Genomic DNA, 14503 nt, shown 5'->3' on the forward strand with positions numbered 1-14503 from the left:
AGGAAAACTCCTCCTTAAAAAAATTTAATTACTATTTATCGTTTAATGCAACGATTCCTGGTAATTCTTTACCTTCTAAGAATTCTAATGATGCTCCACCACCAGTTGAAATGTGGCTCATCTTGTCTCCGAATCCTAAGTTGTTAACAGCAGCAGCTGAGTCTCCACCACCGATTATAGTAGTAGCATCACTTTGTGCCATTGATTCTGCAACAGCTATAGTACCACCTGCGAAGTTCTTCCATTCAGAAACTCCCATTGGTCCATTCCAGATAACAGTCTTAGCATTTTTAACTGCATCAGCAAATAATTTACCAGACTTAGGTCCGATATCTAATCCCATCCATCCTTCTGGAATGTTTTGATCTTCAGTAGTTAATACTTCAGTATTTTCGTTGAATTCTTTACCACAAACGTGATCTACTGGTAATAAGAATTTAACTCCTTTTTCTTCTGCTTTCTTAACCATGTCTAAAGCATAATCCATTCTGTCTTCTTCACATAATGAAGAACCGATTGTGTAACCTTGAGCTTTTAAGAAAGTATAAGCCATACCACCACCGATGATGATTGTATCAACTTTATCTAAAAGATTGTTGATAACAGCAATCTTATCTGAAACTTTAGCTCCACCTAAGATAGCAACAAAAGGTCTAACTGGGTTTTCTACAGCTTCACCTAAGAATTTTAATTCTTTTTGAATTAAGTATCCACAAACAGCAGTGTCTACGAATTTAGTTACTCCTACAGTTGAGCAGTGAGCTCTGTGAGCAGTACCGAAAGCATCGTTAACATAGATATCAGCTAAAGAAGCTAATTCTTTTGAGAATGAATCTTCACATTTTCCTTCTTCTGGTCTGAATCTTGTGTTTTCTAATAAAACAACATCTCCGTCTTTCATTTCAGCAACAGCTTTTTTAGCATTTTCTCCAACTACTACATCATCAGCAGCGAAAACAACTTCTTTTCCAAGCATTTCTGATAATCTTTTAGCAACTGGTGCTAAAGATTTAGTAGCATCTGGTCCTTTAGCTTTTCCAAGGTGTGAGCAAAGAATTACTTTAGCTCCGTTTTCTATTAAAGTTTTTATAGTTGGCATAGCTCCAACTAATCTATTTTCATCAGTGATAACACCATCTTTTAATGGTACATTGAAGTCGCATCTTACTAATACTCTTTTACCAGCAACTTGATCTTTGATATCTTCAACGCTCTTTTTATTGAACTTCATCATAATAAAAGCACCTCTTCAAAATATTTTTATTTCAAATAAGACTAAAAATAGCCTAACAGATTCTAAATTTTTTAAAAAAGGCCTGGCTTATAGCCGTAACTACAAAACCAGACCTTATAAACTTATACTAAAGTATTTAAATACTATCTAGTAACGAAATACTTTAATGTTCTGATTAATTGGTTAGTGTATGACATTTCATTGTCGTACCAAGCTGCAACTTTAACTAATTGTTGTCCGTTAACTTCCATAACCTTAGTTTGAGTAGCATCAAATAATGAACCGTAAGTGATTCCTATGATGTCAGAAGAAACTAATGGTTCTTCAGTGTATCCGAAAGATTCGTTTGTAGCAGCTTTCATAGCAGCGTTGATTTCTTCAACAGTTACTTTCTTTTCTAAGTTACATACTAATTCAGTTAATGAACCAGTGATAACTGGAACTCTTTGAGCTCCTCCATCTAACTTACCTTTTAATTCAGGGATAACTAATCCGATTGCTTTAGCAGCACCAGTTGAGTTAGGAACGATAGAAGCTGCAGCAGCTCTAGCTCTTCTTAAATCACCTTTAGCGTGAGGGCCGTCTAAAGTGTTTTGGTCGTTAGTGTAAGCGTGGATAGTAGTCATGAATCCTTTTTCGATTCCGAACTTATCGTTTAATACTTTAGCCATTGGAGCTAAGCAGTTAGTAGTACATGAAGCACCTGAAATAACTGTTTCAGTACCATCTAAGATATCATTGTTAGTGTTGAATACAACAGTCTTTAAGTCACCAGTAGCTGGAGCTGAAATAACAACTTTCTTAGCACCTGCTTCTAAGTGTAATCCTGCTTTTTCTTGTGAAGTGAAGAAACCAGTACATTCTAGTACTACGTCTACTCCTAATTCTTTCCATGGTAAGTCTGCTGGGTTTCTTTCAGCTGTAACTTTGATTTCATGTCCGTTAACAACGAAAGCACCTTCTTTAACTTCTATTTCACCATTGAATCTTCCTTGAGATGAATCATATTTGAATAAGTGAGCTAATGTCTTAGCGTCAGTTAAGTCATTAATTGCCACTACATCAAATTCTGGATTTTCAATCATTAATCTTAATGCTAATCTACCGATTCTTCCGAATCCGTTAATTGCTACCTTTACCATTGGAATACCTCCTAAAAAATCTTATATAATTTATGTAAATTACATAGCTTTGCTATATAATTTTTAACATCAAACTTAGTATACTTATTCTTCATTAAGAATATTCAAAATTTCTTTTGCTGTACCTTCATCTGTTATTAAAACAGAATTTTTCTTGTTAATCAATGTAGAAATTATAGCTTCCGCTTTGCTTTTCTTTCCTGCCACTGCTATAAGGGTACTTATTTTCCAAATATCTTCGGTATTAAACCCTATAGTAGGCGTAGAAAATATTACTTCTCCATCTTTATTGAAGTAATGGCCAAAAGCTTCTCCTACAGCACCTTGTTCAAGTATACTATTTAATGACTTTTCACAAAGTCCTCTTCTACGTCCCATTACATCAGCTCGTCCAATTCCAAAAATCAAAACATCACAACTTTTTAGTTTTTCTAAAACTTCTTTTATTGATCTTTCATTTTTGATTTCTCTTAGAATTTTCTCATCACTAAAATTATCCGGAACATGAAGCAACTTATGTTTTCCGTTTAATCGTCCTGCTAAAGTTGCAGCTAAGGTATTTGCTTGTCTTGCGACATCCTTCCCCATACCACCTCTAGCTGGTAAAACTAAAATATCTTTTAAGTTGCTAATCTTTGGAACATTGTCTATACAGGCTTTCACTGTTGATCCACCTGTCACAGCTACAACATTACCACTTTTCACAACACTTTTCAAGTAGTTTGCTGAAGTTCTGCCTATTTCATTTATTAAACTGACATCTTCTTCCATATCTCCGCATACTATAATAGCATTTCTTATACCTAATGCTTTACGTAATTGGTCTTCTACTTCGGATAGTCCTTGTAATTCATGAACTATCTCTTTTAATTTGTGTATAATTTCTTTTCCTTCATCGGTGACAGTCATACCAGAAACATTAACCTCTATAAGGTTTGCTTTTTTTAAAAAATCTACCTCTGTTCTTATGACTCTTTCACCTAATTGAAGAACATTGGCAATTAATCTTCTTCCTACTGGCTCATTATCATAAATAGCTCTTAAAATGTTATATCTTTTTACCATTTCAGACATAACTTCTGGAACTATTTTTTGCTGTAGTTTAATTAGTTCATACAAAAGCAACACCCCATTGGTCTTTTTTTGTCCCATACTCTAATTTCTGTCCCACATATATTATAAAACATTTCACTTAATAATAAAAGGATTTTTTTATTTTTTTTTATTATTATTTATCAACCCAACGTTATCAAGGAACAACCGCTACCATCCATGGTATAACTATAGATAAGGTTCCTTAAGCAATGTACAATTGTAAGCCAACAAAGCACAGTGGAGTTCATTATATTTCATATAAAATCATTACAAAACTTATATCAAGTTATACATTTTAAATTTATATTAAATATAACATATTAAACAAAATTAAAATTGAGTATTTACCCCTACGAAAAAAATTAGGCTCAATAAGAAATAAAAAAGAGGCCTTTGCCTACAAATTTTCATTTGTCATAACAAACGCCTCTTACTTATATTAAGGATACACTATCTTTGTCCTTTTTCGTACACTTCTCCTAAAGCAGCTGGTGCTGTTGTTTTTCCTACAAATCCAGCTAAAGCTAACATTGTTAATAAATATGGAAGTGCATAATAGAATTCTAAAGGTATATTCCAACCAAAAGCCTGTGCTAAAATTGATAAAGCTTCTGCGGCACCAAATACTATACATGCAAAGAATGAACCTTTTGGTTTCCAGTTACCAAAAATTACAGCTGCTAGGGCAATATACCCTTTACCTGCTATCATCCCTTCTCTGAATAATCTAGCATCCATAGCTAAATATATTCCTCCAAGACCTGCTAAAACACCAGCAAGAATAAGAGCTATATATTTCATTTTTGTTACATTAACTCCTACTGTATCCGCTGATTTTGGATATTCTCCAACAGCTCTTAATCTTAATCCAAACGGAGTCTTAAATAGTACATATGTTGCAACTATTGTCATTATAATAGCTAAGAATATAAACCAGTTTAATTGGCCAAGTAGCTTTCCTATAAGCGGTATCTTATAGAAGAACTCTCTTGGATATGGCATTGATGCTATTCCATTTGTTTGACCATTTGTATGGAATATTTGGAATAATAAGAATCCTGTTAAAGCTGTAGAAAACATATTAATTGCTACACCAGAAATAACTTGATTTGATTTTAAGTTAATACTTAAGAACGCATGTAATAAAGATCCTAAAACTGCTGCAATTATTCCTGAAATTATTCCTATTGTTAAACTACCTGTTAATAATGTCATAGTAATTGAGAAGAAGGCACTTAAAGTCATCAATCCTTCTAATGCTATATTTACAACCCCTGCTCTTTCAGATATTAATCCACCTAATGATGCAAAGATAAGAGGTGTTGATAATCTCAATGTTGTTGCAATGAAGTTAATAATTGTATCTGCCATTATGCTGCCACCTCACTCTTTTTTCTATTTAATAAGTACTTATTAAATACATAATCTGCCGCAACAAATATTATAATTATAGCTTGAATTATAAATACTATTTGTTTTGGTATTCCTGCACCTTGAAGAGTACTTTGAGAAGCATTTAGTGATGCAATTAAAAGGGCTGAAAATACAACACCAATTGGATTATTTTTACCTATAAGTGATACTGTTATACCATCAGTACCAAATCCATACATAGTTGTTAAGTAAAACACCTTATAATTAACTCCACCAGTATATCCAGCTCCTGCAAGACCTGCTAGGGCACCTGATATTACCATAGCTAAAACTATATTTTTCTTTATTGAAATACCACCGTATTCTGCTGCATATGGAGATAACCCAACAGCTCTTAATTCATATCCACTTCTAGTTCTTGAAATCATTACTGATACTACAACTACTGCTATTAATGAGAAGAAAATACCTATATTCGCATTATTTCCCCCATCGAAAAATCTATAAAGCATTGCACTACTTTGGATTTCTTTAGAATATGGATTAGTTCCATCGTTAATAAAATATTTAATAACATAATTACTAAACCAAAGCACTATATAGTTAAGCATTATAGTATTAACTACTTCGTTTGTTCCTCTTTTAGCTTTTAAATAACCAGGAATAGCTGCACACAATGCCCCTGCAATAATACCAGCAATAATCATTAAAGGAACATGTATTATCATTGGTAATCCAGGTATTAATCCTACTATAGCTGCCGCTAATCCACCCATTATAAATTGTCCTTCAACACCTATATTAAATAATCCAGTTCTAAATGCTACTGCATTTGCAAGACCAGTTAAAACATATATAGTAAAGAACGTCATTGTATCTGATATTTTATTAATACTTCCAAAACTTCCTTGATATATTGTCTCCATCAAAGTACCTAGTGAATCAAAATATCCATATCCAGTTGATGCTACTACGAAACCTGCAGCAATAAGTATAGCTAAAATTATAGCCAGCACTGGAACTAATATTGATCTTATTATCTTCTTAAACATTTTTCTCCTCCTTGTTTAAGCTTCCGCCTGCCATAAGAATACCTAACTCCATCTCTGTAGCATCTTTTGCATCTAAAACATCCATAACCTTACCATCATACATAACAGCAATTCTATCAGAAAGATTCATTATTTCATCTAACTCTGAAGAAACTAAAAGTACAGCTCTTCCCTTATCTCTTTCTTCTACTAATCTTCTATGAATATATTCTATTGCTCCTACATCTAAACCTCTTGTAGGTTGCGCTACTATTATAAAATCAGGATTTTTTGATATTTCTCTAGCAACAATTAATTTTTGTTGGTTCCCACCTGATAGCTTACCAGCAAACACATCTTCACTTGGTGTTCTAACGTCGAATTCTTTTATAAGCTTTTTACAATGCTCTCTTATTTTCTTATAATCTAATAATAGACCTTTTCTAAATACCTTTTCTTTTTGTCTTCCTAAAATAGAATTCTCTACTAGAGAAAACTTTAAAACTAACCCTCTTTTATGTCTGTCTTCAGGAACATGCCCTATATTTAAAGCACTAATTTCTGATGCTGATAAACTAGTTATTTCTTTATCACCAATCCATATTTGTCCTGATGATGATTTTCTAAGTCCACTTAACACTTCTAGTAACTCGCTTTGACCATTACCATCAACACCAGCAATTCCAAGAATCTCACCTTTTTTAATCTCTAAATCTATATTTTTAATCACTTCTATTTTTCTGTGATCTAATACTTTAAGATCCTTTATTTTAACAAAAACATCACCTTGTTTTGCTTCTTTCTTATCTACTTTTAAGTTAACTTTTCTTCCAACCATCATTTCAGCTAGTTCGTCAATATTTGTATCTTTTGTATTTACTACATCAATACATTTACCTCTTCTTACTACAGTAACTCTATCACTCATATTCATAATTTCTTTTAATTTGTGAGTTATTAATATGATTGATTTACCTTGTGCAGTAAGATTTTTAAAAATTGAACCTAATTCTTCAATTTCTTGTGGCGTCAATACCGCTGTCGGTTCATCCAAAATTAAAATATCAGCATCTCTATACAATGCTTTTAAAATTTCAACTTTTTGTTGTTGTCCAACACTAATATCCTCTATTAAGTCATTTGGTTTAACATTAAATCCATACTTTATTGCTAGTTCTTCAACTTTTTTACTAGCTTGTTCTTCATTAATTGATAGTCCCTTTTTAGGTTCTGCTCCTAAAATTATATTTTGAGTAACAGTAAAATTATTAACAAGCATAAAATGTTGATGGACCATACCTATACCTAAATTAATGGCATCTGAAGGTGTTTTTATTTTTGCCTTCTTACCATTGATAAAGATTTCTCCCTCTTCTGGTTCATACAATCCATAAAGTACATTCATTAAAGTTGTTTTTCCTGCACCATTTTCTCCTAATAAAACGTGGACCTCACCTTTTTTTAAATCAAAATTTACATTATCATTTGCCACTGTACCTGGAAATTTCTTAGTTATTCCACGCATTTCAACAACTGTATTCATGAATTTCCTCCTTATTATCTCTAAAAGAGCTAGATGTGAAATAAGACATCTAGCTCAACTATACTTAAATAAAATCTACTCTTTTATGTAGAGAGACTTATTTAATTTCTCCTAATGTTGATGGTACTGTAATAGCTCCATCATTTATTTGTTGTTTATAGTCATCTATCTTTTTAATCACATCATCAGGCAAGTTATCTTTAGTATCTGCTATTCCTATTGCATTTTCAGCTATTCCATATACAACTGTACTTCCACCATCAAAACTTCCTTCTAAGAACTTTCTGGCAATATCTGCTGTTGCTATATCTGCTCTTTTTATACATGAAGAAAGAATTGCATTTTTTGCATGTGGCATTGTAACTGCTTGGTCATCATCTACCCCGATAACCCATACATCTTTACCTTGTTCTCTTAATTCTGCTGCTTTGTTAATAATACCTACACCAGTACCACCTGCTGCGTGAAAAATTACATCTACACCTTCATTATATAGTTGATTAGCAAATTCGCTTCCTTTTGATGGATCTCCAAAACTTCCTACAAATCTTGAATACTTACCATGCTTTGAACCAGATTCAGCAATTAATCCTTCTGCCGCTTTTGGATTAACAGCTTTAACTCCAGCTATGTATCCTGATTCAAATCTTTCCATAACTTCGCTATTATCAACTCCACCTATAAATCCTACTTTATTAGTCTTAGTCATGGATCCTGCAATAACTCCCATTAAAAATGCACCTTCATTTTCCTTAAATAAAATTGAAACTACATTATCATTATTAATAACTGCATCTATTATAGCAAAATTCTTATCTGGTTTAGCAGTTGAAATCTTTTTAAGAGCATCTTCCATAGTAAATCCTACTGCAAATGTTAAATCATTTGAATCGGCTAATTCCTTTAAGTTTTGTTCGTATGCACTACTTGTTGCTGATTGTAAAACTTGAGTTTTCAAATTATACTCTTTTTTTATGTCTTCTAATCCCTTATTAGCAGAATCGTTAAATGACTTATCACCAATACCACCTTGATCTGGCGCTAATCCAATTCTTAGGTTAGTAGATTTTAAGTTAGCATTTGATTCTTCATCGCTTTTTTTGCTTCCACAACCAGCTAACATACTAATAGAAAGTATACTAGCAGTAATTAATGCAACTATTCTTTTCTTTTGCATAGTAAGTCCTCCATTCATCATTTTCTTTAAACAGTTAATACCATCTTATTTCAACATTCGACAAAAATCAAGATTTAATTATATTTTTTTAATTCTATTTAATAAAATTGCTATTATTTTTTTAAATTTAATTTAATTCATTTAGTTTAAAATACAACCCTATTTAATTTCTGCTAATGTAGTTGGTGCTTTAATTGAACCTTCGATTATTTCCTTTTTATATTTTTCTACAAGATCTAAAGTTTCTTGATTTAGATTATCCTTTGTATCAGCAATACCAATACCATCTTCAGCTAATCCGTATTCAATAGTAGTTCCACCTTCAAAATTACCTTCAATAAAGTTCTTTGAAACATTATATATCGCTACATCAACTCTCTTAACACATGATGAAAGAATAGCATCCTTTGCTTGTGGCATTGTAACAGCTTGATCTTGGTCTACACCAATAACCCAAACATTTTTACCTTGTTCTCTTAATTCTGATGCTTTGTTAATTACACCAATCCCTGTACTTGCTGCTGCATGGAATATTATATCTACACCTTCACCATATAATTGGTTAGCAAACTCTGTACCCTTTGTTGGATCTCCAAAAGTTCCTGCATATCTAACATATTTACCATGCTTTGAACCATTTTCACCTATTAATCCTTCAGCTGCTTTAGGATTAACTGCTTTTACACCTGCTATGTATCCTGCTTCAAATCTTTCTATAACTGGATTATTATCAACACCACCGACAAATCCTACTTTATTAGTTTTCGTCATGCTTCCTGCAATAACTCCCATTAAGAAAGCACCTTCATTTTCTTTAAATAATATAGAAGTTACATTATCATTATCAATAACAGTATCTACTATAGCGAATTTCTTATCAGGTTTAGCCGTTGAAATTCTGCTCATAGCATCTTCCATTTTAAACCCTATTGCAAAAGTTAAATCATTAACATCTGATAATTCTTTTATATTTTGTTCATAAGAAGTACTTGTTGGTGATTGTAATACTTGTGTTTTCACATTGTACTCTTTTTTTATCTTTTCAAGACCACTATTTGCTGCATCATTAAATGACTTATCTCCAAGACCACCTTCGTCTGTTGATAATCCAATACTAACATCTGTTGATATTAAATCTTTGTTATCTGCACTTTTCTTCTCACTTCCGCATCCTGTGAAAATTCCCATTGAAATTACACAAGCTGTAATCATTGCTATTATCTTTCTGCTTTTCATCTTCCGTTTCTCCTTTGTAGTTTTTTGTAGTTTTTAGTCGCATTTAAAATTCGCTAAGAATATATTATTTGAACATCAATTAAAAAGCAAGTATTAATTTTCCATTAAATGTTCTATATTTATAATTTTATTTTTTCTTTTATTTATAAAGTTATTCAGATATTTTCTTTGCAAGTATTTAATGTTCCCCTACTCCACTTTCTTTAAAACTTTCAACAAAATTCTCTGACATCTTATTAATAGGTTTCTTTAAAACTACACCTAATATTATTGATATAACTACAAAAATAATAAGAACCAAGATATCAGTAATCAAAACAGATCTCACAATTCCTCCAACAGTTTCTCTCACAAGAGAAATAGCATAGGTAAATGGTAAATATGGATTAATTGCTTGAAAGAAATGGGGTGTTAGTTGCACCGGGAATGTTCCTCCTGATCCTGCTATTTGTAATACCAATAAAATTATACCTATAACTTTTCCTACATTACCTGCTACAGAAGATAATGTATATACTATTATAGAAAATACACTGCTTATAAAAGCACAAGCTAAAATAAAACTTATAGGTCCTACACAATATACTCTAAGTATAAATAAATCTCCTAAACAAACTATTAGTCCTTGTATTACTGATATAGTCAAAAACAAAAGATATTTACCAAAATATACTTCTATTGAATTATATTCTCCATGAGCTTCTGTAGTTAGAATAGATACTAAAAGAAGCATTCCTACCCATAATGATAAAACTGTATAAAAAGGTGACATAGCTGATCCATAATTTTTCATAGGAAACAACTTATTTTCTTTTATTGTTACTGGATTAGTTAAAAAATTACTTCTACTTTTTGCATCGCTCTTCAGTATATCTATAATTTCTTTTAATACCTCATTCTCATTAGCTTCTTCTACTTTAGTTACAATCTCATTAATAGCTCCCTCAATTTTAGGTAACATTGTCTTTGCATATGCTATACCATCAGAACCTTTTTCGGCCAAAGAATAAGCTATATCCAACATTTTTTCTAAATCTGGTATCTTTTCATTTGCTTCATCCAATACACCTGATATATTATTACTAATTTCTATTCCTCCACCAAAAATATCATTTATTTTCGGTAATATTTCTGAATCAAAATTTCCATATAGATTATCTATTATACCTTTAACATCATTAGATAATGTAATAACTTTGTTCATAATATCTACATTTGGTTTTTCTCCATTTGATATATTTGTTTTAATCACTTCTAAATTTTTTATCATATCACCTAACTTACCTTGAACACCTTGCAACGCTTGTATAAGCGGTGTTAATGGTTTTCCTGGACTTATTCTATTTAATGATTCTAGAACCTTTATAAGTGGATTTATAAGATTAATAGTATCATTAATCTTTTCATTAATACTATCTATCATTTCTGGTGCTTTCTCATGGCCATTTAATATAGCATCTTTAAGTTCTGTTGCTGATGTATTTATACTACTTGCTAAACCACTTATGATACTTAGATCATTTTTTACAGTTGGTGACACATTGTTTATACCATTTTTACTAGAATCTAAAAAATCATTTATCTTTTTATTTAAGTCTTTGCTTTCTGTCAATATATTTTCTATATTAGGAATTCCTTCTTGAACTTCTTTAACTATATCTTTTACTCTTTTTGCACCTTCGTCTCCCATATCAATTGTTTCATTAATATCAGAAAACTTACTTTGAAATTCCTTTAATTTTGAAAGTATATTCTCTATTTTAGGAAGTTGATTTTCTATTTCAACACCAACTTCATTAGCTATAGAAAAGATAACTTTACTCACTGTTTCTACCACTGTTTTATTAACATTTTCTTGTACTCCCGTAGCACCTTTATCTGTAAGTTTAGGTGCTATAGCATTGATTTTCTCATTTACTGTATAAATAATCTCTCCCTCTTTTATATCATTACTTAATATAGATGTTATATTTTCTGAAAAATCACTTGGTATTAATATATATGCATAATACTTCCCCTTTTCAATTTGTTCCTTTGCTTTCTCCTCTGTTACAAATTGCCATCCCATTGCCGAGTTATTTTTTAATTCATCTACAACTTTATCTCCTACATTTAAATCTTTATCATTAAAAATAGTACCTTTATCTTCGTTAACTACCCCTATCTTAATCTTAGAAGTTGCCGCAGGATCATATGGATCCCAACTAGCTTTAATATTAAACCAAGCATATAGCGATGGTATTATGCAAAGAGCAATAATTACAACTAATGCTCCATAATGAGTAACTATATTTTTTACATCGTCCTTATAAATCTTTAAAATCTTTTGCACATTAAATCCTCTTCTTTCGTAAATTCCTTTTATCTTATTATTAACATAAAAAGAGCACTTAATAACTTAAGTGCTCTTAAAATTAAAATTATTTAATTATTTTTTTCTAAGAAAAAGAATCCACAAGCATTTGTTCCAGAATGTACCCCTACTACACAACCTACTTCCGCTTCTATATAATCTATATTTCTTTCTTTTAATGCAGAAATAATAGTTTCTTTAACTTCTGTATCTTCAAGTCCAGCAGTTAAAAATATTAACTTACTACCTTCTCTTACACCCTTTTCATCTATATATGATATTATACTCTTTACCCCTTTTTTAGTACCTCTAATCTTTTCTCTTACATTCATCATTCCATTTGAAACATCTAATATAAGTTTTATCCCAAGAAGATTTCCAATGGCACCAGCCGTCTTAGATAATCTTCCACCTTTTATTAAATTATCTAATGATGTAAACAATAATGCACTCTTTACATTATCAGTAATATTTCTTAGTTCATTAGCAATTTCTCGATATCCGTAACCTTTTTCTTTTAAGTTTTGGGCTTCTAATACAAGTATACCTAATCCTGATGTTACATTTTGAGAATCAACAACTTCTATATCATCAGTCTCTAACATATCTTTAGCTATTAACGCTGATTGAGCTGTTCCACTCATTTTTGAAGATATATGTACTGAAACTATTTTATATCCTTCGTCTATATATTTCTTATAATATTCATAAAATCTTTGAGGATTTATTTGAGTTGTTGTTGGTAATTCTCCTGAAGCCTTAATCTTTTCCATCATTTCAGAAAAAACAAGCTCTTCTCGATCCTTGTAAGTCTCACCATTTATTGTCACAAGTAAAGGGATCACTTCAATGTCAAATTTCTCAATCATAGACTGCGGCAAATCACAGGTACTATCTGTAATAATCTTTATTTTATCCATCTCTTCACCTCTTATTTCATATTAGGAAACCCAAATTGTCTTAATCCTTCATAAGCAATTATAGAAACAGTATTTGATATATTTAGAGATCTTGTTGATGTTTTTATCATAGGAACTCTTATACAATTTTTAGGATCACTATCTCTTATTTCATCAGGTAATCCACTTGATTCTCTTCCAAACACCAAAAAATCTCCTTGTTTCATTTCGATTTCGTCATAATATGCTTTTCCTTTTGTTGTACAAAAATAGAATGTTCTATCTTCATAAGCTTTTCTTAAATCCCAATAAGAATCCCAGATAGTTAAATCTAAATCTTTCCAATAATCTAACCCGGCTCTTTTTACATTCTTATCTGTAATTTCAAAACCTAATGGTTTTATAAGATGTAATTTAGAATTAGTTAAAACACATGTCCTTGCTATATTTCCAGTGTTTTGTGGTATTTCTGGTTGAAATAACACTATGTTTAAATTTTCTTTATCAATAATCATAATAATTCCCTCTAATATTAATATTATAATAATTCATTTTATTATTATAATATACTTATTTATTTAATACAAATTTTTTAATAACCTTTCCTACACCAGCATTAACGTTAGTATCTGTTACATAATCAGCCTGCTCTTTAATAAAATCACTACTATTTCCCATAGCAACTCCAAGCCCTGCATATTTTATCATAGAAAGATCATTTTCACCATCACCAATTGCTATAACTTCATCTTTTGGTATTCCATACTCTTTAGCTAAAGTTTCTACAGCTTTTCCTTTTGAAACGCCCTTATTCATTATCTCAAAGTTATTATGATTTGATGAAACTACCTCAATAGAATCTATCTCTTTTAGCTTCATCTTTAATTCTTCAATTTCTTTAGTGTTATATACGTTGTTTTCATTAATACATATACATTTTAAAATTTCGTCTTTATATCTTAATGAAGTACTTTTTAAATCTTCATTTATTAAAAACTTTACTTGCATTTCTTTCGGTAAATCTTTATTCATTTCCATATATGCATTTCCTTGCAAAATATCTTTATCTGTAATAACAGTATCTACTGTATTAAAAAATACCCTTATATCATATTCTTTAACTACATCTAAAATAGCTTTTATATTTTCTTCACCTAATAAGAATTCCGCAATAACCTTATCACTATCTTTTTCTCGTATATAAGCTCCATTTGATGCGATAACAGGAGTCTTAACCCCTATTAAGTCTGAAAAATATCTTGCTGATGTAAATAATCTACCAGTAGTTATTGCTACTTTCACACCTTTTTCTGTAGCAGATTTTATAGCCTCTAGATTTTCATTAGGAATATTCTTTGCAGAATTGTCTAATAATGTTCCATCCATATCAATGCAAATAAGCTTATAATTCATATAAAT

General features: G+C 30.9%; 12 protein-coding genes. All 12 read right to left on the minus strand.

Annotated elements, in window-relative coordinates; all coding sequences use genetic code 11:
• Nucleotides 1-31: 31 nt before the first annotated feature.
• Nucleotides 32-1231, minus strand: a complete 1200-nt coding sequence (locus KQI30_RS06770; protein WP_216462585.1) for a phosphoglycerate kinase — start codon at nucleotides 1229-1231, stop codon at nucleotides 32-34.
• A gap of 146 nt (nucleotides 1232-1377) precedes the next feature.
• Nucleotides 1378-2376 carry a type I glyceraldehyde-3-phosphate dehydrogenase gene (gene gap, locus KQI30_RS06775; protein WP_216462523.1) on the minus strand — a complete coding sequence of 333 codons (999 nt, stop codon included), beginning with the start codon at nucleotides 2374-2376 and terminating at the stop codon, nucleotides 1378-1380.
• An 84-nt stretch (nucleotides 2377-2460) separates the two neighbouring features.
• Nucleotides 2461-3495, minus strand: a complete 1035-nt coding sequence (locus tag KQI30_RS06780) for a sugar-binding transcriptional regulator (protein WP_216462524.1) — start codon at nucleotides 3493-3495, stop codon at nucleotides 2461-2463.
• 426 nt (nucleotides 3496-3921) lie between these two features.
• Complete coding sequence (locus KQI30_RS06785) at nucleotides 3922-4842, minus strand: ABC transporter permease (protein ID WP_216462525.1); 921 nt, start codon at nucleotides 4840-4842, stop codon at nucleotides 3922-3924.
• Nucleotides 4842-5897 (minus strand): ABC transporter permease, encoded by a 1056-nt coding sequence (locus KQI30_RS06790; protein WP_216462526.1) that lies wholly within the window; start codon nucleotides 5895-5897, stop codon nucleotides 4842-4844. Before KQI30_RS06790 ends, KQI30_RS06785 begins: the two co-directional genes overlap by 1 nt.
• Nucleotides 5890-7419, minus strand: coding sequence for an ABC transporter ATP-binding protein (locus tag KQI30_RS06795; RefSeq protein ID WP_216462527.1), 1530 nt, complete (start codon nucleotides 7417-7419; stop codon nucleotides 5890-5892). The genes KQI30_RS06790 and KQI30_RS06795 overlap by 8 nt, the downstream gene beginning before the upstream one ends.
• 97 nt (nucleotides 7420-7516) lie before the next feature.
• A complete protein-coding gene (locus tag KQI30_RS06800; RefSeq protein ID WP_216462528.1) occupies nucleotides 7517-8596 on the minus strand; it encodes a BMP family lipoprotein in 1080 nt (359 codons plus the stop codon).
• A gap of 159 nt (nucleotides 8597-8755) precedes the next feature.
• Entirely contained in the window at nucleotides 8756-9832 is a 1077-nt protein-coding gene (locus tag KQI30_RS06805; RefSeq protein WP_216462529.1) for a BMP family lipoprotein, read from the minus strand.
• 178 nt (nucleotides 9833-10010) lie between these two features.
• Complete coding sequence (locus KQI30_RS17505; protein ID WP_216462530.1) at nucleotides 10011-12164, minus strand: YhgE/Pip domain-containing protein; 2154 nt, start codon at nucleotides 12162-12164, stop codon at nucleotides 10011-10013.
• 92 nt (nucleotides 12165-12256) lie between these two features.
• Entirely contained in the window at nucleotides 12257-13105 is an 849-nt protein-coding gene (locus KQI30_RS06815; RefSeq protein ID WP_216462531.1) for a DegV family protein, read from the minus strand.
• Between the two features lie 11 nt (nucleotides 13106-13116).
• Nucleotides 13117-13599: a tRNA (cytidine(34)-2'-O)-methyltransferase gene (locus tag KQI30_RS06820; RefSeq protein WP_216462532.1), complete on the minus strand. Its 483-nt coding sequence runs from the start codon at nucleotides 13597-13599 to the stop codon at nucleotides 13117-13119.
• A gap of 55 nt (nucleotides 13600-13654) precedes the next feature.
• Nucleotides 13655-14497 carry a Cof-type HAD-IIB family hydrolase gene (locus tag KQI30_RS06825; RefSeq protein ID WP_216462533.1) on the minus strand — a complete coding sequence of 281 codons (843 nt, stop codon included), beginning with the start codon at nucleotides 14495-14497 and terminating at the stop codon, nucleotides 13655-13657.
• Nucleotides 14498-14503 lie beyond the last annotated feature (6 nt).

The sequence above is a fragment of the Clostridium bornimense genome (assembly GCF_018917145.1).
GTDB lineage: Bacteria > Bacillota > Clostridia > Clostridiales > Clostridiaceae > Clostridium_AN > Clostridium_AN bornimense_A.